The 20,374-nt window shown below is 65.9% G+C and carries 18 protein-coding genes; 7 read left to right on the top strand and 11 right to left on the bottom strand.

Translation table 11 applies throughout. From position 1 onward, the window contains the following. Positions 1 to 10: 10 nt before the first annotated feature. Genes ACIBJI_RS32130 through ACIBJI_RS32105 form a run of 6 tightly spaced genes read right to left on the bottom strand, consistent with a single transcriptional unit; the run spans position 11 to position 7,234 of the window. Positions 11 to 1,198: a lipid-transfer protein gene (locus ACIBJI_RS32130; RefSeq protein ID WP_364357543.1), complete on the bottom strand. Its 1,188-nt coding sequence runs from the start codon at positions 1,196 to 1,198 to the stop codon at positions 11 to 13. Continuing rightward, a complete protein-coding gene (locus ACIBJI_RS32125; RefSeq protein WP_364357546.1) occupies positions 1,198 to 1,608 on the bottom strand; it encodes a MaoC family dehydratase in 411 nt (136 codons plus the stop codon). The genes ACIBJI_RS32130 and ACIBJI_RS32125 overlap by 1 nt, the downstream gene beginning before the upstream one ends. Beyond that, positions 1,605 to 2,531 carry an OB-fold domain-containing protein gene (locus tag ACIBJI_RS32120; RefSeq protein ID WP_364357607.1) on the bottom strand — a complete coding sequence of 309 codons (927 nt, stop codon included), beginning with the start codon at positions 2,529 to 2,531 and terminating at the stop codon, positions 1,605 to 1,607. Before ACIBJI_RS32120 ends, ACIBJI_RS32125 begins: the two co-directional genes overlap by 4 nt. Before the next feature lie 57 nt (positions 2,532 to 2,588). Beyond that, entirely contained in the window at positions 2,589 to 3,749 is a 1,161-nt protein-coding gene (locus ACIBJI_RS32115) for an acyl-CoA dehydrogenase family protein (protein WP_397087065.1), read from the bottom strand. Beyond that, positions 3,734 to 4,798, bottom strand: coding sequence for an acyl-CoA dehydrogenase family protein (locus ACIBJI_RS32110; protein WP_396957692.1), 1,065 nt, complete (start codon positions 4,796 to 4,798; stop codon positions 3,734 to 3,736). Before ACIBJI_RS32110 ends, ACIBJI_RS32115 begins: the two co-directional genes overlap by 16 nt. A gap of 27 nt (positions 4,799 to 4,825) precedes the next feature. Beyond that, positions 4,826 to 7,234 (bottom strand): acyl-CoA dehydrogenase family protein, encoded by a 2,409-nt coding sequence (locus ACIBJI_RS32105; RefSeq protein WP_397087063.1) that lies wholly within the window; start codon positions 7,232 to 7,234, stop codon positions 4,826 to 4,828. Positions 7,235 to 7,354: 120 nt separating this feature from the next. On the opposite strand from ACIBJI_RS32105, the gene kstR reads away from it, so the two are divergent. The 5 genes from kstR to ACIBJI_RS32080 all read left to right on the top strand — a co-directional run bounded on the left by kstR (position 7,355) and on the right by ACIBJI_RS32080 (position 13,880). Then, the gene (kstR, locus tag ACIBJI_RS32100; RefSeq protein WP_364357558.1) at positions 7,355 to 8,020 is read left to right on the top strand and encodes a cholesterol catabolism transcriptional regulator KstR; all 666 of its coding nucleotides are present in this window, start codon (positions 7,355 to 7,357) and stop codon (positions 8,018 to 8,020) included. 284 nt (positions 8,021 to 8,304) lie between these two features. Then, on the top strand, positions 8,305 to 10,875 hold the full coding sequence (gene otsB / locus ACIBJI_RS32095) for a trehalose-phosphatase (RefSeq protein WP_364357561.1): 2,571 nt from the start codon (positions 8,305 to 8,307) through the stop codon (positions 10,873 to 10,875). A gap of 181 nt (positions 10,876 to 11,056) precedes the next feature. Next, positions 11,057 to 11,938: a metal ABC transporter solute-binding protein, Zn/Mn family gene (locus tag ACIBJI_RS32090; RefSeq protein ID WP_364357564.1), complete on the top strand. Its 882-nt coding sequence runs from the start codon at positions 11,057 to 11,059 to the stop codon at positions 11,936 to 11,938. Positions 11,939 to 12,099: 161 nt separating this feature from the next. Then, the gene (locus ACIBJI_RS32085) at positions 12,100 to 13,014 is read left to right on the top strand and encodes a metal ABC transporter ATP-binding protein (RefSeq protein ID WP_364357610.1); all 915 of its coding nucleotides are present in this window, start codon (positions 12,100 to 12,102) and stop codon (positions 13,012 to 13,014) included. Between the two features lie 29 nt (positions 13,015 to 13,043). Further along, a complete protein-coding gene (locus ACIBJI_RS32080; RefSeq protein WP_396958001.1) occupies positions 13,044 to 13,880 on the top strand; it encodes a metal ABC transporter permease in 837 nt (278 codons plus the stop codon). Between the two features lie 206 nt (positions 13,881 to 14,086). Here the strand turns inward: ACIBJI_RS32080 and ACIBJI_RS32075 are convergent, their stop codons facing one another. Continuing rightward, complete coding sequence (locus ACIBJI_RS32075; RefSeq protein WP_396957698.1) at positions 14,087 to 14,395, bottom strand: hypothetical protein; 309 nt, start codon at positions 14,393 to 14,395, stop codon at positions 14,087 to 14,089. A gap of 297 nt (positions 14,396 to 14,692) precedes the next feature. Here ACIBJI_RS32075 and ACIBJI_RS32070 point away from each other — a divergent pair, with 297 nt between their 5' ends. Both ACIBJI_RS32070 and ACIBJI_RS32065 read left to right on the top strand, forming a co-directional pair. Next, positions 14,693 to 15,862, top strand: coding sequence for an acyl-CoA dehydrogenase family protein (locus ACIBJI_RS32070; RefSeq protein ID WP_396957700.1), 1,170 nt, complete (start codon positions 14,693 to 14,695; stop codon positions 15,860 to 15,862). A gap of 278 nt (positions 15,863 to 16,140) precedes the next feature. Continuing rightward, the gene (locus ACIBJI_RS32065) at positions 16,141 to 16,950 is read left to right on the top strand and encodes an enoyl-CoA hydratase-related protein (protein WP_364357576.1); all 810 of its coding nucleotides are present in this window, start codon (positions 16,141 to 16,143) and stop codon (positions 16,948 to 16,950) included. Between the two features lie 9 nt (positions 16,951 to 16,959). On the opposite strand, the gene ACIBJI_RS32060 is transcribed toward ACIBJI_RS32065, so the two are convergent. The 4 genes from ACIBJI_RS32060 to ispF form a co-directional block, all read right to left on the bottom strand. After that, a complete protein-coding gene (locus tag ACIBJI_RS32060; protein WP_364357579.1) occupies positions 16,960 to 17,238 on the bottom strand; it encodes a DUF4190 domain-containing protein in 279 nt (92 codons plus the stop codon). Between the two features lie 125 nt (positions 17,239 to 17,363). Continuing rightward, on the bottom strand, positions 17,364 to 18,341 hold the full coding sequence (rlmB, locus tag ACIBJI_RS32055; RefSeq protein ID WP_364357582.1) for a 23S rRNA (guanosine(2251)-2'-O)-methyltransferase RlmB: 978 nt from the start codon (positions 18,339 to 18,341) through the stop codon (positions 17,364 to 17,366). Continuing rightward, the gene (gene cysS / locus ACIBJI_RS32050) at positions 18,341 to 19,768 is read right to left on the bottom strand and encodes a cysteine--tRNA ligase (protein WP_397087061.1); all 1,428 of its coding nucleotides are present in this window, start codon (positions 19,766 to 19,768) and stop codon (positions 18,341 to 18,343) included. Before cysS ends, rlmB begins: the two co-directional genes overlap by 1 nt. 64 nt (positions 19,769 to 19,832) lie before the next feature. Then, on the bottom strand, positions 19,833 to 20,300 hold the full coding sequence (gene ispF / locus ACIBJI_RS32045) for a 2-C-methyl-D-erythritol 2,4-cyclodiphosphate synthase (RefSeq protein WP_364357613.1): 468 nt from the start codon (positions 20,298 to 20,300) through the stop codon (positions 19,833 to 19,835). Positions 20,301 to 20,374 lie beyond the last annotated feature (74 nt).

The raw sequence follows: 20,374 nt of genomic DNA, 5'->3' as shown, positions 1-20,374 counted from the left end.
ACGGCCGAAATCAGTTGGCGCTGAGTATCAATCCCGATGTCGGAACACCCGTACCCGCGGTGACCAGGATATTCGCCAAGCCCGCAACGGGATTAACCGAAGTGCCGCGGATCTGCCGGACCGCCTCGGCAATCCCGTTCATACCGTGGATATAGGCCTCGCCGAGCTGTCCGCCATGGGTATTGAGCGGCAGGCGACCACCGATCTCGATCGCGCCGTCGGCGATGAAATCCTTTGCCTCGCCGCGTCCGCAGAAACCGAGTTCCTCCAACTGCATGAGGACGAACGGGGTGAAGTGGTCGTAGAGGATGGCGGCCTGCATATTCTCCGGGCGCAAACCGCTCTGCTCCCAGAGCTGATCCCCGACCAGCCCCATCTCCGGTAGTCCGGTGAGCGCATCGCGGTAGTAGCTGGTCATCACATATTGGTCCGCACCGGAACCCTGTGCGGCGGCGGCGATTACGGCCGAACGCTGCGGCAGGTCCCGGGCGCGTTCGACGCTGGTGACCACGATCGCGACACCGCCGTCGGATTCCTGGCAGCAGTCGAGCAGATGCAGCGGTTCGGCGATCCAGCGCGAATTCTGGTGATCTTCCAGGGTGATCGGCTTGCCGTAGAAGAAGGCGGCCGGATTGACCGCGGCATGTTTGCGATCGGCGACGGCGACGCGGCCGAAATCCGCACTCGTCGCGCCGTACACATGCATATACCTGCGGGCGACCATGGCCACCTGCGCGGCCGGAGTCCCCAACCCCTGTGGATAAGACCAGCCCGCATCGATACCCGATGAGGTCGGCGCGCTGGCAAGTGCGGTGGAGAACTGGCCGAAGCGCGATACCGAACGCTCGTTGAAGGCACGGTAGGCGACCACCACATCGGCGATGCCGGTCGCGACCGCCATGGCCGCCTGCTGGATGGTGGCGCAGGCCGCACCACCGCCATATCCGATGTGGCTGAAGAACTTCAGCTGCGGAATACCGACCGCACGTGCCACCGCCGCCTGGGTGTTGGTATCCATGGTGAAGGTGGTCAAGCCGTCCACATCGGCCGGTGTGAGACCCGCATCGGCGAGTGCCGCGGTGACCGCCTCGGCGGCCAAACGTAATTCGCTGCGGCCGGAGTCCTTGGAGAAGTCGGTGGCGCCGATGCCGACAATGGCGGCGCGGCCGGCAATCCCGGTGGTGTTGTCAGCGGTCATCATGGCCTCCGCAGTGCGATAACGGCTTTCGCCGTGATGTGGTCACCGAGGCTGTCGCGACCGACGACATCGATATGGATGTCATCGCCATGGATCGCGGAGACGGTGCCGGAAAGCGTCAGGGTGTCACCGGCATACAGCGGCACACCCAGGCGCAGCGCGATCGATTTGACGATGGCGCGCGGTCCGGCCCAGTCGGTGACGAAGCGCTGCACCAGCCCGGTATCGGTCAGGATATTGACGAAGATGTCCTTGGAACCGCGGGCGAGGGCCTTGTCCCTGTCGTGGTGCACATCCTGAAAGTCCCTGGTGGCCAAGGCGGTACTGATCACGAAGGTCGGATCGGCGGCAATGACCAACTCGGGCAGCGCGGTACCGACCTGCACGGTGGCCGGTTCGACGTAGGTCATGCGATCACCCGCCAAACCGGCAGCACGGCCTCGTCGTCGAGCTTCTCGAACTCGACCTGCACCGGCAGGCCGATCTTCACCTCGGCCGGATCGACGCCGCGCAATTCACCGAGCATCCGCACACCCTCCTCCAATTCGACCAGCGCGACCACGAAAGGCAATTGCCGCCCAGGCACTTTCGGTGCGTGATGTACGACGTAACTGAACACCTCACCGCGCCCGGATGCGACGACATAGTCGGTCTGCTCCGACTTGTCCCGCCACAGCGCCGGAATCGGCGGATGCCGCAGCGTGCCGTCCGGCAGCCGCTGGATCCGCAACTCGCCGACCTTGGTGCCCTCCCAGAAGAATTCGGTATCCCAGGAGACCAGCGGTTTGACCCGTTCACCCGCGGGCGCTTTCGGGGCGGTGCCGGTACCGGGCGCGAATTTCAGCATCCGCCAGAGCATTTCGGCGACCACCTCGTCGCCCACCTGCCAACTGATCTGGAAGGTGATGAACCACCCTTCACCGAGCGCGGTCCGCTTCGGGCCGCGGATATCGCACAGCCTGCTGGTCACCGCCACTTGCTCACCGACATTCAGGTATCGGTGGTAGGTCTGCTGGCAGTCGGTCGCGACCACCGAGGTGAAGCCCGCGCTGTCCAGCAGCTCGATGACCTGGTTCGTAGGATCGTCCGCCGCGCGGGAACCATTGAGCCCGAGCATGGTCCAGACCTGGATCATGGCGGGCGGCGCCACGGTGCCGGGATGTCCGGCGGCACGCGCGGCGTCCTCGTCGACGTAGATCGGATTCCGATCCCCGAGCGCCTCCACCCAGTTGTTGATCATCGGTTGGTTCACCGGATCACGCCCGAGGCGTGGCGCGCAATCACCCGCCGCGATGATCTTCTCGGCGGCTTCGGTAATCGCTTCCGGAGTCATGGTTTCCGGCACGCGCGGCTCCTTAGTAGTCGTGGCGTACCGCGCGTCGGCGCGGATTCATCGAGGTACCCGAGGCAGTTTCAGCCCGGAGGAGGCGACCAGTTCGCGCATCACCTCATTGACGCCGCCGCCGAAGGTCACCACCAGATTCTGTTTGGTTCTGCGGTCCAGCCAGGTCAGTAGTTCGGCGGTGTCCGGATCGGCCGGATCGCCGTAATGCCCGACGATCTCCTCGGCCAACCGGCCCGCCTCCTGCAGCGATTCGGCGGAATACACCTTGGTTGCCGAGGCATCGGCGATAACGGTGGCCTGGTCACCGTTGACGGTCGCGGCGACCTGCCAGTTCAACAGTTCGTTGAGCCGAGCCATGGCGTGGATGCGGCCGAGCGAGCGGCGCACATCGGCCTCGGCGAGGACACCGCGCGACTGGGCCCATTCGCGCGCCCGGTCGTAGAGCTGTTCGATCTTGCCGGACGGGCCCAGGCTCACCCGCTCGTGATTGAGCTGGGTGGTGATCAGCCGCCAGCCCTTGTTCTCCTCGCCCACCAGCATGTTGGCAGGCACCCGGACATTGTCGAAGTAGGTGGCGTTGGTGTGGTGCGCACCGTCGCAGGTGATGATGGGGGTCCAGGAGTACCCGGGGTCCTTGGTGTCCACGATCAGGATCGTGATGCCACGGTGCCGCGATTCGACCGAGCCGGTGCGGCAGGCCAGCCAGACATAGTCGGCCTCATGCGCACCGGTGGTGAAGATCTTCTGCCCGTTGACGATCCAGTCTCCGGATTCGTCGCGCACCGCACTCGTGCGCAGCGCGGCGAGGTCGGTGCCTGCCTCGGGTTCGGAGTAGCCGATCGCGAAATGGATATCGCCGGAAAGGATTCCGGGCAGGAACTTCGCCTTCTGCTCGTCGGTGCCGAAGCTCTGCAGCGTCGGTCCGACCGTCAACAAAGTGACCAGCGGCAACGGAACATCCGCGCGCACTGCCTCATTGAAGAAGATCTGCTGTTCCATCGGCCCGAACCCCTGGCCACCGAACTCCTTCGGCCACCCGACGCCGAGCCAACCGTCGGCACCCATCCGGCGCACCACCGTGCGGTAAGCATCACCGTGCCGGTTGACCGCCATCTCTGCCTCCTCTTCGGGAGTCACGAGATCGGCGAAGTACGTGCGCAATTTATCGCGCAGCTTGCGCTGCTCCGCGGTCAGGTCGATGAACATCTGGCCCCCAATCGATCGAGTCGCAACGATTCGCCGCCGAGCCAGCGGGCGATGTCCTTGGCCTGCGAGTAGTAGCGGTGCATCGGATGTGTCACATCGACCCCGAGGCCGCCGTGCAGGTGATGGCATTTCTGCATGGCGGCGGGCAGTTCCGAGGCCACGGTGTAGGCGAGCACATCGAGGTCGTCATCGATGCGCTCCTGATGCGGCGGTGTCGAATCCGACTGTGCCAGTGCCCAATTTGCCGAAACGGCGGCGCCGTGCAGGGTCCGCGATACGACATACACATCGGCGATCTGCTGTGCGACCGCCTGGAATTCGGCGAGCGGCCGATTGAACTGCCGTCGGGTCCGCAGGTGCTCTGCGGTGAGAAGTAGCGCACCTTTGAGCAGTCCGTCCGCGGTCGCGCCGATCGATGCGATGGCCAGGCGGTGCAGTTCAGCGATGCCGTCGGGCAGCAGTTGCTCGGCCGGAATCTCGACCTGGTCCAGGCGCACCGAGCATTCCGGAATCCCGCCGGAGACCGGCGACGGCGTCAGGGTGAGCCCGGTTGAATCCGAACCCACCAGTGCGATACCGGAATTCGTCGGAATCAACAGCCAGCGCGCCTGCTGCGCATACGGCACCGCCACCTTGTGACCGGTGATGCGTACGGTGTCGCCATCGGAAACCGCGGTGGTCTCCGGCTTGACCACGAACGGGCTCGCACGCTCGCTGAGGGCGGCGGTGAGCACCGCGCCCTTGGCAACCTCCGAATAGACCCGCTCGGCGAGGCTGTCCGGCAATACGGCCAGCAGCGGCAGCAGGCCGAAGCCGAGGGTCGGCAGGGCGGGCACCGCCACCGCTTCGGTGGCCAGTTCGGTCAATAGCACCGAGACCTCCGGCAGGCCCATGCCGTCACCGCCGAAGCGTTCCGGCAGCGCGAGCGAGAGCAGTCCGGTCTCGATCAGACTCGGCCACAGCTCGATATCGCGTGTCGATTCACGCTCCAGCAAACTCACGACGACCTCGGCCACGGCGTCCTGGCCCTCGTCCCGGGTGAAGTCCACGCTTTACTCCCAGTTGGTGTTCGTCGACTAGCTGTCCGTATCGCGAGGCAGTCCGAGGATTCGCTCACCGGCCACGGTCAACAGAATCTGCTCGGTTCCACCGGCGATCGACAAACAGCGCGTGAGCAGGAACTCTTTTACCACCTCCGAGTCCTGCGCACCGGTGGGACCTGCCGTCTCCACCGCGAATTCGGCCACCGCCTGGCGGTGGCGGACCCCGACGAGCTTGCGCACACTGCTCTGCGCCCCCGGGTCACCGCCCGCCAGCATCCGAACCGCGGCACGCTGTTCCAGCAATAATCCAGCGATCGCATCGGCGACGAAGCCGCCGAGCCGATCGTTCAATAGCTCCGCACCCGGCCCGGTGGCCGGCAGTTTGGCGATGAGCTCCTCCAGCACCGGCCCGATCCCATTGCCGCCCATGGCGACTCGTTCGGTCGACAGAGTCGAGCGGGCGATCTTCCAGCCATTGTTCAGCGCGCCGACCAGGCAGTCGTCGGGCACGAACACATCGTCGAGGAACACCTCGCTGAAGCGCGCCTCCCCGGTGATCTGCACCAGCGGACGCACCTCGAGTCCGGCGCTGTGCATATCGACAAGGAAGTAACTGATCCCGCGATGCTTCGGCGCATCCGGATCGGTGCGGGCCAGGCAGATCGCCCAGTTCGCCCGATCGCCCAGCGACGTCCAAACCTTCTGTCCGCGCAGCACCCAGCCGCCATCGACCTTCTTGGCGGTGGTGCGCAGCGCCGCCAGATCCGAACCGGCCTCCGGCTCACTGAACAGCTGACACCAGACCACCTCGCCGCGCAGCGTCGGCCACGCGAAGCGGTCGATCTGCTCCTGGGTGCCGTGCTGCAGCAAGGTCGGAATGGCCCAGCCGCCGATCGTCAGATCCGGCGACTCCACGCCCGCCCGCCGCAGTTCCTCCGAAATCACCAGGCCCGTCATAGGATTCGCGCCACGCCCGTACGGTGCGGGCCAATGCGGCATGGCGAGCCCGGCGTCGACCAGTGCATTGCGCTGTTGATCGACCGGCAGCGCGGCGATCGCGGCCACCTCGGCGGCCAGCTCGTTCGCATTGCTGTCGTCGACCTCGACACCAGCTGTGTTCAATTCGCGTCGCTCCCGGGCCCCTCCGTGGTTACGCTCCGCTGCCTCCTCCGGGGCCGCCGCTCGCGCCGCTGTGTTCAATTCGCGTCGCTCCCGGGCCCCTCCGTGGTTACGCTCCGCTGCCTCCTCCGGGGCCGCCGCTCGCGCCGCTGTGTTCAATTCGCGTCGCTCCCGGGCCCCTCCGTGGTTACGCTCCGCTGCCTCCTCCGGGGCCGCCGCTCGCGCCGCAGAGGCGAACACCCGGTCCGCACCGGTGGTCCGGCGCTGACCGGCCCGGGTCAGCTCGGTAACCCTGGCCCGCCACCGCGCCGATCCTCCGAGCAGCTGCCGCAGTGCGGTGGCCCGGCGCAGGTAGAAGTGCGCGTCGTGCTCCCAGGTGAAACCGATACCACCGAGCACCTGAATGCAGTCCTTGGCGGTCTCGACCGCGGCGTCCAGCGATATCGCGGCGGCGATGGCGGCCGCGATGGGTAGTTCCGCACCGCCCTCGTCGACCGCGGCCGCGGCATCGCCCGCGACGGAACGGATCAGCTCTGCCCGACAGAGCATCCACGCGCAAATGTGTTTGAGCGCTTGGAACGAGCCGATCTTGCGGCCGAATTGTTCACGCACCTTGGCGTATTCGACGGCGGTCTCCAGGCACCAGCCCGCCACGCCGGCGAGTTCGGCCGAGACCAGAACCGCGAGAAGATCTTCCACCGCATGCGGCGACTCGAACACCCGGTCCGCAGGCACCCGCACTTCGGCGCAGTGCACACGCGCCAGTGGCGTACTCGGGTCAGCAGGCGCGAGCACCTCGACGCGCAGGCCTTCGGCCTCGGGCCCGATCACGCACCAGCGCAACCCATCCGGCGTCTGCATCGGCAACAACACCGAGGTGCCCGGCGCCGCGCCGAGTACCGATTCCCAGACACCCGTGAGCAACAACTCCTCGGATGCGGACGCTGTGCTGATGGTTCGTTCGCTACGCTCACTCGCGACATCCCCGACAACGAAGTCGAGCGCGACCCCGCACGGCATATCCTCGGCGAGCGCGCCGGCGGTGACCAGGTTCGCCAATGCGGTGGACAGCACCGGCCCACCGACCAGATCGTGCGCCGCCTGCTCGACCAAAACCGCGAGGTCGGCGACCGATCCACCGTGGCCACCGGCCGCTTCGGCAATGGCGACCCGGAAAATTCCGAAGTCCGCCAATCCCGGCCAATAGGTGCGCCAGAAGTCCGTCGGTTCGTCCCGCATTGTTGCAATCGGACGTACCGATCCGGCCCATCCGCGCATCGACTCCTGAACGGCTTTATGCTCGTCAGTGGTGGCGATGGTCACAGTCCGTACCGCCTTTCCGGCGTGACTCCCACACCTAGAACATGTTCTAATATCCTAGCTGGGCGGAAGTCAAGAGACGACCGATGCCCGTTGCCGGAATGCAGGAAAGGACTCTCATCAATGGCCAGTCCCTCCCGATCGCAGCCAGCCGATTCGAATGCGGCGGGGCGAGCATCGGCTACCGCGACGGTCACGACGCTGAGCGAGGACGAGCTCAGCTCGGCCGCGCAGCGGGAACGGCGTAAGCGAATTCTGGACGCGACGCTCGCGCTGGCCTCCAAGGGCGGCTATGACGCCGTGCAGATGCGCGCGGTTGCCGAACGCGCCGATGTCGCAGTCGGCACGCTCTACCGGTATTTCCCGTCCAAGGTGCATCTGCTCGTCTCCGCGCTGTCGCGGGAATTCGAGCAGATCGAGGGCAAACGCAAACCACTTGCCGGCCAGACGCCGAACGAGCGCATGCATCTGCTGCTGACTCAGATCACCCGGATGATGCAGCGCGACCCATTGCTCACCGAGGCGATGACGCGCGCGTTCATGTTCGCCGACGCCTCGGCGGCCGCCGAGGTCGACCGGGTCGGCAAGGTGATGGACCGGGTATTCGCCAGGGCCATGAACGACGGCGAGCCCACCGAACGTCAGTTGGCGATCGCGCGGGTGATAAGCGATGTCTGGTTGTCGAATCTGGTTGCCTGGCTGACCAGACGCGCCTCGGCAACCGATGTGACCGAGCGGCTGGAACTCACCGTGGATCTGCTGCTCGGCGACAACGGCGCCAACCGCTAGCGATCGCTTGCGGTTCACTCGAAAAGGTCAGCTGCTAGCACCGATCAGCTCATGCCCGGCAAATCGACCGGGCCTGTCACGCAGCATCAATCGGATCCGCTGACGTGAGCCTGCACACGCTGGTAGTTGTGTAAAAACGCGTCAGCTGGGCAGATCCAGTAAGGGGCGGCTAGACGCGTGCGCAATCATGCGCACGCCACGCGGCGCGCTTCGGTGCGGCAAATTCAACAAAGTATTGTCACGCGTGCCCCGGAAAAAACTCCTCCGATCACTAGGTTGGATGCGTGAGCGCACAGGATCTGCCACTGGAACTTCGCCGTGCACTGTCGACGGTCGCGCGCGTGCCACGGCTTTTGGTCGCATCGGACTACGACGGGACGATCGCACCCATCGTGTCCGACCCGTCGAAGGCCTTTCCACATCGAGAATCGGTAAGCGCGCTACGAGCGCTTGCCGGTCTCACCGGAACGACCGCCGCCGTGATCTCCGGCCGGGCACTGCGAGATCTCGCGGCATTGTCGCGACTTCCGGTCGAGGTGCAACTAATCGGCAGTCATGGTTCGGAATTCGATGTGGGTTTCGTGCACGCCATCGACAATGATGCCAAACAACTGCTGGTCGAAGTACAGACCAGTCTGACGCAGATCGCCGCGGAAAATCCCGGCGCCAGCGTCGAGATCAAACCGGCCAGCGTCGCGCTGCATGTTCGCAATGCGAGTCCGGAAATTGGGCTACGCGCACTGAAGGCGGTGCGCCAGGGTGCGGCCTGCTGGGTCGGCGTGCAGGTGACCGAGGGTAAATCGGTTATCGAGCTCGCGGTGATCCAGACAGATAAGGGCGTCGCGCTCGATACCGTCCGACATCAGGAAGGCGCGTCGGCCGCGGTGTTCTTCGGCGACGATGTCACCGATGAGAAGGCTTTCCGCATGCTGTCCGGTCCTGATGTCGGCATCAAGGTCGGCGACGGCGAGAGCCTGGCCAAATACCGGGTCGACAGCACAGAGGCGGTGTCCTGGGCGCTGGCCTACCTGCTCGAGGAGCGACGCACCTGGTTGGCCGGTGCGAGCGCGCCGCGCATCGAGCGGCTGAGCATGCTGGCCAGTCCACGCTCGGTGGCGCTGCTCACACCCGACGCGACGGTCACCTGGTTCTGCCATCCGGAGCCGGATTCGGCCGCGGTCTTCGCCCATCTACTCGGCGGACCGCAGGCCGGACACTTCACCATCGAACCGGAACGTCCTGGGCTGCCGCTGTCGCAGCGCTACGTCGACGGCACCATGACCGTCGAAACCCGCTGGGCCAAACTGCAAGTGGTCGACTACCTGCCGCACGATGTGGCACCCACCCGCACCGACCTGACCCGAGTGATCACCGGCGATGCCAAGGCGGTCGTAACCTTCGCGCCCCGACCGGAATTCGGCCAGGTTCCGGTCAGCATCGAAATCGAATCGAACGGACTGCGCGTGGTCGGCACCAATGATCCGATGGTGCTGCGCTCGCCCGGGGTGCACTGGCAGATCCAGTCCGACGGTATGCACAGCTCCGCGCGCGCGGTCGTCGATCCGTCCCGTGGCCCGATCGTGCTGGAAATGCGCTGCGGCACTCAGGATCTCGCGCCGGCAATGGTCAGCGAGCCGGAGCGGCGCAGGGATGCCGAGGACTACTGGTCCAAGTGGGCGGCCAAATTGCAACTGCCGCCGCTGAAGCCGGATCTGATGAAGCGTTCGGCACTCACGCTGCGCGGGCTGGTACACGCACCGTCGGGTTCCATCCTGGCCGCCGCCACCACCTCGCTGCCGGAAGATATTGGCGGCGTACGCAACTGGGACTACCGCTACTGCTGGCTGCGCGATGCCTCGCTCACCGCACAGGCATTGGTGTCACTCGGCTCGCTGACCGAGGCCGAGGAATTCCTCGGCTGGGTGCATCGGGTACTGGAGACGCTGCCCGGGCCGGAGCGCCTGCACCCGCTGTACACGCTCTACGGCGAAACCCTGCCGCCCGAGGCATCGATCGATCAGCTGCCCGGCTATGCGGGTTCGCGTCCGGTCCGCGTCGGCAATGCCGCGAATATGCAAGTGCAGCTGGATGTTTTCGGTCCGATCGTCGATCTCATCGCATCGCTGGCGCACGGCCGCGAGGCGAAGGGGCTGACCGATCCGGCCAAGGCACTGCCGGACGCCGACTGGGAACTGGTGCACGCCATGGTTTCCGCGGTGCAGCGGCGCTGGCAGGAACCCGACCACGGCATCTGGGAGATCCGCGGCAACCCTCGCCACCACGTGTACTCCAAGGTGATGGGCTGGCTGACCGTGGACCGGGCGATCACCCTCGCGCAGCGGTTCCAGCGTCAGATCGATCCGCTCTGGATCACATTGCGCGAGACCATCGCCGACGAGGTGAAGACCAAGGGCTGGAACGATGACGTCCAGTCCTACACCGCCGCCTATGACGGCACCGATCTGGACGCGGCCACCCTGCACATCGGCCTGAGCGGACTGATCGAACCGTCGGATCCACGTTTCGCGGCCACGGTCGTCGCCACCGAGGCAGAGCTGCGCAGCGGTTCGACGGTGTACCGATACCACCACGACGACGGCCTGCCCGGCGGCGAGGGGGGCTTCCACCTGTGTGCGGCCTGGCTGGTCGAGGCGTATCTGCTGATCGGTAAGCGCTCGGATGCCGAGGCGCTGTTCGCGCAGCTGATCGATGTCGCCGGACCGACGGGTCTGCTCAGTGAGGAGTACGACCCGGTCGCCGAACGCTCACTCGGCAATCATCCACAGGCCTACAGCCATCTGGGCCTGCTGCGCTGTGCACAGTTGCTGGGTAAGCCGGTAGAAGCATTCGTCTGAGCCGACCACCTCGGGCCCGCGAACCGATCGGTTCGCGGGCCCGACCCATATCCGGCGCAGCGTGATGCGGCAAACATCGACTCGTGCTTTAGCAGGGCCTGCTGCTACAGTTCAAATGGTAACGATTTCCATTATGATCTAGAGCACGCTCAGATCTGCCGCATTGCCAGGAGTACCCCGCGTGAGCACACGGATTGCCCTCAGATTCGCCGGTATCGCCGTGGGGGTCGCCACCGCACTGGCGCTCACCGCGTGCGGTAGTTCGAAGGCTTCGGATAAGCCGAGCGTCGTCGCATCCACCAATGTCTGGGGCAATATCGCGGCAACGATCGCGGGCCCGGATGCCTCGGTGACGGCGCTGGTCACCGATCCCGCCGCCGATCCGCATTCGCACGAGACCTCGGCCGTGGAATCAGCGAAGATCAGCGATGCCGATCTGGTCGTCTTCAACGGCGGCGGCTACGACGAGTTCATAGAGAAGGCGATCCAGGGCAAGGACAAGCACACCGTCGACGCATTCGAATCCCGCACCAATAAGAGTGACGAGAACGAGCACGTCTTCTACGACATCGGCACGGTGAGCGCGGTCGCCGACCGGATCGCGAGCACCCTCGGCGAAATCGACTCCGCCCACGCCGGCGCCTACACCGACCGCGCCGCCGCATTCAAGAGCCAACTGACCGCGATCACCGCCATCGCCACCAAGATCGCGGGCGAGCACCCCAAGACCCCGGTGCTGCAGACCGAACCGTTGGCGCACTACCTGCTGGTCGCCGCCGGAACCCAAGATCTGACCCCGCACGAATTCCAGGAGGCGATCGAGCAGGAGACCGATCCGGCTCCGGCCGCCGTCGCCGCCACCCAGGATCTGTTGACCGGTAAGAAGGTCCGCGCCCTGGTCTACAACATCCAGACCCAGGACAAGATCACCAAGGATTTGCGGGCGCTCGCGCAGTCGAATGGGTTGCCCATTGTCGAGGTGACCGAAACACTGCCCGACGGTGTCGATTACATTCAGTGGCAGACCAAGAACGCCCAGGCCCTGGCCGCGGCGCTGGCCTGATCAATATGACAGCATCGCGTAGCGATTCCGTGAGGGGTGGTGGCCGGGTGACGGGTGGGCCAGCATCGCGTAGCGATTCCGTGAGGGGTGGTGGCCTGATGACGGGTGGGCCAGCATCGAGCAGCGATTCCGTGACGGGTGGCGGTCGGGTGACGGGTCCAATGGGAGCCGCGTTGACCACCGAAGACACCGACAGCGTGGAGCGGCAGTCCGATACCCGCTCAGCTGCCGTAAAACTCGATTCCGCCAGCCTGTCATTCGGCGAACGCAGGCTTTGGCAAGGGCTGGATCTAGAGATCGCGGCCGGTGAATTCGTCGCGGTTCTGGGGCCGAACGGGTCAGGCAAGACCTCGCTGCTGAAGGTGCTGCTCGGTCAGCTCGCGCTCAGCTCCGGCACCGCCGCTATCGCGGGCGGACCCGCGCGCGCTGGCAACCCGGATATCGGCTATGTGCCACAACAGAAGACGATTGACGCCGGTGTGCAGCTGCGCGGGGTCGATCTGGTCGGCCTCGGCGTCGACGGACACCGCTGGGGCCTCGGACTGCGTCGTCGAGCCGAGCGCAGGCGCAAGGTTCGCGCGGCCATCGCCGATGTGGGCGCGGAGAAATTCGCTTATGCGCCACTGGAATCCATGTCCGGCGGCGAACAGCAGCGGCTGCGGGTCGCGCAGGCGCTGGTCGGCGATCCCAAGGTGCTGCTCTGCGATGAACCGCTATTGAGCCTCGATCTGGCGAATCAGCGGTTGGTTTCGGAACTTATCGATCGACGCAGGCGAACCCATGACACCGCAGTGCTTTTCGTGACACACGAGATCAATCCCATTCTGCCGCTGGTGGATCGGGTGCTGTATCTGGTCGACGGCAAGTTCCGGATCGGCACGCCCGATGAGGTGATGACCTCGGCGGTGCTCTCGGAGCTGTACCAGACCGAGGTCGACGTGCTGCGGGTGCGCGGGCGGCTGGTCGTCGTCGGCACCGGCGACACCATGGATGCGCTCGGCGCGGCCGGGGCCCAACACTGCGACGGCGCAACACTTTCCGATGAGCTGTCCGAAACGAGCGGGGTTCGTTCGTGATCGACAGGCTCTCCGATGTCGTCACGAAGATGTTCGACTTCACCACCACCGCCGACCTGCTCTCCTACTCCTTCGTCCAGCAGGCGGTGTTCGCGGCCGCACTGCTCGGACTGCTGGCCGGTGCGATCGGGCCACTGATCATCAGCAGGCAGATGTCATTCGCGGTGCACGGCACCAGCGAGCTGTCGCTGACCGGGGCGGCCGCCGCATTGCTCGCCGGAATCGGAGTCGGGCTGGGCGCGATCGTCGGCTCGGTGGTGGCGGCGGTGCTGTTCGGTTTGCTCGGAACCAAAGCCAGAGAACGCGATTCGGTGATCGCGGTGGTGCTGTCGTTCGGACTCGGACTCTCGGTGCTGTTCCTGTGGCTCGGTCCCGAACGCGCCGGGTCGAAGTTCTCGCTGTTGACCGGCCAGGTGGTCAGCGTCGGATACAACGGGCTCGCACTCCTGCTGACCTGCACAGTTCTGGTCCTCGCCGTACTTGCGGTGGTGTACCGGCCGCTGTTGTTCGCGAGTTCGGATCCTGAGGTCGCACTCGCACGCGGGGTTCCGGTGCGGGCGCTTTCGGTGGTGTTCGCGGTCATGCTCGGCATTACCGCGGCCTTCGGTGTGCAGATCGTGGGCGCGCTGCTGGTGCTCGCGCTGCTGATCACGCCCGCGGCCGCTGCGGCGCAGTTGACCGCGAATCCGGTGCGCGCCACGGTGCTGGCGGTGCTGTTCGCGGAAACGGCGGCAGTGGGCGGCATCCTGTTGTCACTCGCGCCGGGCGTCCCGGTCTCCACCTTTGTCACCACCATCTCCTTCCTGATCTATCTGGTCTGCCGAGTCATCGGGCCCCGACGCCGTCAAGCCGCCCGCACCCGCTGACTCCTCCTCTCCAACCCGAGCCGGTGCCGCGCACTTATTGCTCGCCGCGTACGGAATAGCCGGCAAGGCCGTGCGTGGCGCGCCCAGTGCGCACGGACTACCGGGCACAGCGCACGCGGGCAGCGCGGATCGCCGCACGCGGATCGGGTGCCGAACTGGCGAGCACCTGGCAGGTGGGCGGTCGATCAGACGGTTGCACAGAGCGATCAGGACCACGATCGAACCGCCGAAGACGATGATGTGGCGCAGGTTCTGCAGGTACGGGGTCCCCCAGCGGGGAAGGCGGCTTCGGCTACGTCGAGGAAGCTCTGGACGTCGATACGGGCCAGTTCCGGGTCACCCTTGCGGGCGAAGGCGATCGCGGTCATCACCAGCGCGATCCCGACCGGGGCCCAGGTCTCGTGGCCACCGGCGTCGAACCGCATGCCGTTCTCGGCGAGGACCCTGGGGCGCACACCCTGACGGGCCAATTCGGCATCGGCGGCGGTCTGGGCGGCGGCACCGTAGCGTGGCACACCAGCGGAATGCTGACGAAGGCGAGAGCGATCAGCAGTTGGGCGACGGCGGCGACGGTCATCTTGGCGGTTTCTCCTCATCGGGTTGTTCGTCGAGTGGGCTCCTCGAATGACCGAACGATCTCCCGCCGCGCCGACAGCGCGCTGACACCTGATCAGCCCGCGCTGACATCAGATATCAGCAGGTCAGCAAGGCTCTAACCGGCCGTGCACAACGTTTGATGGCAGTCGCCTTCAGTCGGACACCCCCGGTTTCGTATGCTCGATCCACGCGCCCCATCGAACGAATGGTGACCAATGATCGACTTCACGATTCCCGCCGAACTCGTCGCCGAACGCGACCGGGTCCGCCAGTTCGTCATCGACAAGATCGTCCCCTTCGAACGCGACCCTCGACTCACCTCGCACGGCCCGACCGACGAACTGCGCCAGGAACTCGTCGAGCTGGCCCGCGCGGAAAAACTGCTGACAGTGCAGGCCCCGGAGGACCTCGGCGGGCGCGGCCTCACCCATATCGAGCAGGCCGTGATCTACGAGGCGGCGGGCTGGTCCACCCTCGGCCCCGTCGCCATGAACTGCGCCGCACCAGATGAGGGCAATATGTTCCTGCTCTCCAAGATCGCCAACCCGGAACAGATCGAACGTCACCTCGCCCCCGCGGTCGCCGGACACCGCCGCACCGTCTTCGCCATGACCGAACCGGACGGCGCGGGTTCGGATCCGAATCAGCTGGCCACCGAGGCCGTCTTCGACGGCGAGAACTTCACCATCAACGGCCGCAAATGGCTCATCACCGGCGCGGACGGCGCGAAGACCTGGATCATCATGGCGCGGGTCGCACCGAATCCGCATGTGCCCGACGGCCCGACACTGTTCCTGACCGAAGGCGACCACCCCGGTATCGTCATCGAACGCACCATGAACACCATGGACCGCAACTATGTCGGCGGTCATGGCGTGGTGCGCTTCGAGAATCTGGTGCTGCCCAAGGCGGCGCTGCTCGGCGAAACCGGTCAGGCACTGCGCTACGCCCAGTTGCGACTGGCCCCGGCCCGGCTCACCCACTGCATGCGCTGGCTCGGAGCCGCCGAACGCGCACAGTCCATCGCGGTCGAATACGCCAGGACCCGCACCGCCTTCGGCAAACCGATCGGCGACCACGAGGGCGTTTCGTTCATGCTGGCCGATAACGAGATCGCCCTGCACCAGTGCCGCCTCACCATCTGGCATGCCTGCTGGCTGATGGACCAGGGCGAGAAGGCCAGGCACGAGAGTTCGATCGCGAAGGCATACGTCTCCGAGGAACTGTTCAAGGTCGCCGACCGCTGCGTGCAGGTGCTCGGCGGCATCGGCATCAGCGATGAGACGGTCGTCGAAATGATCTTCCGCGACATGCGCGCCTTCCGCCTCTACGACGGCCCAACCGAGGTACACAAGTACGCCATCGGCCGCCATGTGCTGCGTTGAATTGCCGCGCCTTCGGCGCGGCGTGTTCACGGCCCGTCTCGCGTCCGACCCTTTCGAGCGACCTGCAAGCAGTCCGCTAGCGGGTGCCGTCGAGACTCGCGCCTGCGGCGCATGCGCTTCGTCGACTCGACTCTGTTGAATGGCCGCGCTTCGGCGCGGACGCGAGACGGGCCGCGAACTGCTCGCTCGTAAGACTCGCTCCATGGGGGTGATCAGTGCTTGAACGGCCTTCGTCGGGACGGGCACGCAGCCGCGCGGGTCGACTACCATCCAGTGGCATGAGTTCGGAACTGCTCGTCGATGTCTCCGCGGGCATCGCCGTCCTCACCCTCAATAGACCCGCACAGCAGAATGCCGTCACCCCGGCCATGGCCGCCGAATTGAGTGCGGCACTCCAGCGTTGCGATGTCGAGGATGCGATTCGCGCGGTCATCATTACCGGCACGGCACCCGCGTTCTGCGCGGGTGCGGATCTGTCCAATCGGGTCGGCGAGGTCAGTGCGACCATCGAACCGGCGCCGTGGCGGGTGCGCAAACCGGTAATCGCGGCGGTGAACGGGCATGCGGTCGGCATCGGACTCGCACTGGCCCTGCAATGCGATCTGCGGTACATGGCACGCGACGCGGTCTACGGACTCAATCAGGTGCGTCGCGGTGTACTCGCCGACGGCTACGCGCACTGGACGCTGCCGCGGCTGGTCGGCATGGCCAATGCCGCCGACATCATGCTGACCGGTCGCACCTTCGACGGCGACGAGGCCAAGGCCATGGGCCTGGCCAATGGCTGCCTGCCCGGAGGCGAGGTGCTGCCGACGGCACTGGCCATCGCCCATGACATCGCGAACGGGGCGGCGCCGCTGCCGGTAGCACTGTCGAAGCGGCTGCTATGGGAGAGCCTCGGCATGAGCCCGGCCATGGTCGGTCAACTGGAGACCGATCTGAACCAGCACGTCAGCAAGAGCATCGACGGCGGTGAGGCAATGGCGGCCTTCCGGGATCGCCGCCAGCCCAATTGGACCGGCAGCATCAGCGAGGAATGGCCCGCCTGGGACAGCAAGGACGATAAGCAACGGCCAAGCCTGGATTGACCCGCATGGCTACGCGCGGCCGCCGATCAGGATGAGCAGGAATACGATCGCCATGCAGACCATGAGGATCGTGCCGATAACGCCGAGGATGTAGCCGACCAGCACCTGGGTGCGTCCGCCGTAACCACCGTGGGATTCCTCGATCTGGTCGAGCGCGCGTCTGCCGAGCGCCCAGGCAACCGGTCCGAGCGCACCGCAGCAGAACAGACTCGCCGCACCGAGCGCAAGCACCGCCGTCGCATGCGGATGCTCGACCGTCTCCTGGGGAGCCTGATTCGGGATGACCACGAGTCGAATTCTACGGGGCCGGAGTCGATTTGCGGTTCAACCCCGGCGGCCGATTTGCTCGATCGCTGATTCGCGGGCCGCCCGTTGCGGTTCGAACAGGTCTGCCGATGAACCAGCTTCGGTATTCAGACTCGGCGCTGGCGCGCGATCTCGGAGAGTACGACGCCCGCCGCGACGGACGCGTTCAACGATTCCACCGGCCCCGCCATCGGAATGCCGAGAATCGAATCACAGGTCTCGCGAACCAGCCGGGACAGGCCCTTACCCTCCGAACCGACCACGACCACGGTCGGGATGCGACCGTCGAAATCATCGATGGTGGTATCACCGCCTGCGTCCAGACCGACGATCTGGAATCCCTTGGACGCCCAATCCTTCAGTGTGCGAGTGAGATTCGTCGCTCGCGCGACCGGAAGCCGGGCCGCGGCACCGGCACTGGTGCGCCAGGCCACCGCGGTCACGCTCGCGCTGCGGCGCTGCGGAATCAGCACACCCTGGCCACCGAAGGCGGCCACCGAACGGATCACCGCACCGAGATTGCGCGGATCGGAGATATTGTCCAGCGCGACCAGCAGGGCGGGTTCGGCCGAATCCTGGACCCGCGCAACCAGATCATCCGGGTGGGCATACCGATACGGCGGCACCTGCAGCGCAACACCCTGATGCAGTCCGTTGGCGCTCAACCGGTCCAACTCGGAGCGCGGCACCTCGAGAATCGAGATGCCCGCATCTGCGGCAATCTTCACACTTTCGGTGAGCCGGTCGTCGTTCTCGGTGCCCACGGCAACGTACAGCGCGGTCGCGGGCACACCGGCACGCAGACATTCGACGACCGGATTGCGGCCGAGCACCATCTCCGGACTGTCGTCGCTCTTACGTCCGGCCGGACGAGCGCCACCGCGCGGACCCGACTTGCCTTGCGCCGCTGCCTTCGCCTTGGCCGCCGCGCGCTTGGCGGCGGGATGTTTGGTGCGCGCCTCGGCGGGCGGGGTCGCACCGCGCGGTTCCAGACCGCGCCGCCGCTGCCCACCGGAGCCGACGACCGCACCCTTCTTGCTGCCGCCCTTGCGGATCGCGCCTCGACGCTGCGAATTACCTGCCATCAGTTCGCCTTTCCACGCTGTACCGCGCCCGGCGAATGCTGTGCCGCGCCCAGCGACCATTCCGGACCCTGTGGGGTATCGGTCACTTCGATTCCGGCCGCCTGCAACCGGTCCCGCGCCGCATCGGCGCTGGCCCAGTCCTTCGCGGCGCGCGCCTGCTGGCGCCGGTCGAGTTCGGCACGCACCAACACGTCCAGGGCATCCAGTGCGACGGAATTGTCCTGTGGGCTGTACCACTGCGGGTCGAACGGGCAGACGCCGAGGATATTCAGCATGGCCCGCACCTGCCCGGCCAGTTCGACCGCCTCATCGATCGCGCCCGACTCCAGCGCCTTATTGCCCTCGTGCACAACGCGGTGCACCTCGGCCAAGGCCCGTGGAATCGCCAGATCGTCGTCGAGCGCCTCAGCGAACGCATCGGTCCACTTGCCGACCGCGATCTCACCGGCCCGCTCGGCCACCCGATGCACGAAGGCCTCGATGCGCTGATACGAGGCCGCGGCATCGTAGAGCGCCTTATCGGAGTACTCCAGCATCGAACGGTAGTGCGCGCTACCCAGGTAGAACCGAAGTTCAACGGCCCGAACCTTTTTCAGCACATTCGGCACCGATAACACATTGCCGAGCGACTTGGACATCTTCTCGCCGCCCATGGTCACCCAGCCGTTGTGCAGCCAGTACTGCGCGAAACCGGCACCGGCCGCCTTGGACTGGGCGATCTCGTTCTCGTGATGCGGGAAGACCAGATCCATTCCGCCACAATGGATATCGAATTCGGAACCGAGGTAGAACTCGGCCATCGCGGAGCATTCCAGATGCCAGCCGGGCCGACCGGGACCCCACGGCGACGGCCACGTCGGCTCGCCGGGTTTGGCGGCCTTCCACAGCGTGAAGTCGCGCGGATCGCGCTTGCCCGCACCGGCGCTCTCGCCCTGGTGCACGTCATCGAGTTTGTGCCCGGACAGGCTGCCGTATTCCGGATAGCTGACCACGTCGAAGTAGACGTTGCCCTCCGAGGCATAGGCGTGCCCGCGCTCGATCAACCGCTGCATCAGATCGATCATCTGGGTGATGTGGCCGGTCGCGCGTGGCTCCACCGAAGGCGGCAGTACGCCGAGGGTTTGGTAGGCGTTGTCGAAGGCGCGCTCGTACGTGGACGCCCATTCCCACCAGGGCCGACCCGCTTCGGCGGCCTTGGTCAGGATCTTGTCCTCGATATCGGTGACATTGCGGATGAACCACACGTCATAGTCGTGGGCGAGTAGCCAGCGCCGTAGTACGTCGAATGCGACTCCGCTGCGCACATGGCCGATATGGGGTTCCCCCTGCACGGTGGCGCCACAGAGGTACACCGAGGCACGGCCGGGGACCAGTGGCGCGAAATCGCGCATGGTCCGCGTGTCGGTGTCAAAAAGGCGCAGAGTCACGGAAGTCGATCCTAGCTGGTAGATAAGGCCGTTCACGGAGCGGCTCAGGTCGGCGGAAGCTGGATCAGCGACACTCTTGTAGCAGGGCGGTAGCCACTGCCGCAATGCCCTCGCCGCGGCCGGTCAATCCGAGGCCGTCGGTTGTGGTGCCCGACACCGAGACCGGGGCGCCGAGCAGCTCGCCGAGTACCTCTTGGGCCTCGGCGCGACGCGGTCCGATCTTCGGCCGATTGCCGATCACCTGGACCGCCGCATTGACGATTTCGAAGTCTGCCGCGTCAAGGAGCCTTCGCACTTCTTTGAGCATGGCCGCGCCCGAAACGCCTGCCCATTCCGGCCGACCGGTGCCGAAGACCGCGCCGACATCGCCGAGTCCGGCCGCGGAAAGCAGCGCATCACACAGTGCGTGCGCGGCGACATCGCCATCGGAATGTCCGGCGCAACCATCGTCGCCGTCGAAGAGCAGACCCGCCATCCAGCACGGCCTGCCCGCTTCGACGGGATGGACATCGCTGCCGATGCCGACGCGCATGCTCATGCCTGCGCCTCGCTAGCGCTCGGCTCCAGCACGACCATGCACATGGCTGTGTCGAACGCTCGCTCGCT

The sequence above is a fragment of the Nocardia sp. NPDC050408 genome (assembly GCF_044458905.1).
GTDB lineage: Bacteria > Actinomycetota > Actinomycetes > Mycobacteriales > Mycobacteriaceae > Nocardia.
The sequence above is the reverse complement of the archived record's forward strand: the minus strand, read 5'-3'. Positions and strand labels throughout refer to the sequence as shown.

Bases quoted from the DNA above. Each gene is read 5' to 3' on its own strand.
- ACIBJI_RS32130 (WP_364357543.1), bottom strand. From the start codon at position 1,198: ATGACCGCTGACAACACCACCGGGATTGCCGGCCGCGCCGCCATTGTC.
- ACIBJI_RS32125 (WP_364357546.1), bottom strand. From the start codon at position 1,608: ATGACCTACGTCGAACCGGCCACCGTGCAGGTCGGTACCGCGCTGCCC.
- ACIBJI_RS32120 (WP_364357607.1), bottom strand. From the start codon at position 2,531: ATGACTCCGGAAGCGATTACCGAAGCCGCCGAGAAGATCATCGCGGCG.
- ACIBJI_RS32115 (WP_397087065.1), bottom strand. From the start codon at position 3,749: ATGTTCATCGACCTGACCGCGGAGCAGCGCAAGCTGCGCGATAAATTG.
- kstR (WP_364357558.1), top strand. From the start codon at position 7,355: ATGGCCAGTCCCTCCCGATCGCAGCCAGCCGATTCGAATGCGGCGGGG.
- ACIBJI_RS32085 (WP_364357610.1), top strand. From the start codon at position 12,100: ATGGGAGCCGCGTTGACCACCGAAGACACCGACAGCGTGGAGCGGCAG.
- ACIBJI_RS32080 (WP_396958001.1), top strand. From the start codon at position 13,044: ATGTTCGACTTCACCACCACCGCCGACCTGCTCTCCTACTCCTTCGTC.
- ACIBJI_RS32070 (WP_396957700.1), top strand. From the start codon at position 14,693: ATGATCGACTTCACGATTCCCGCCGAACTCGTCGCCGAACGCGACCGG.
- ACIBJI_RS32065 (WP_364357576.1), top strand. From the start codon at position 16,141: ATGAGTTCGGAACTGCTCGTCGATGTCTCCGCGGGCATCGCCGTCCTC.
- rlmB (WP_364357582.1), bottom strand. From the start codon at position 18,341: ATGGCAGGTAATTCGCAGCGTCGAGGCGCGATCCGCAAGGGCGGCAGC.
- ispF (WP_364357613.1), bottom strand. From the start codon at position 20,300: ATGCGCGTCGGCATCGGCAGCGATGTCCATCCCGTCGAAGCGGGCAGG.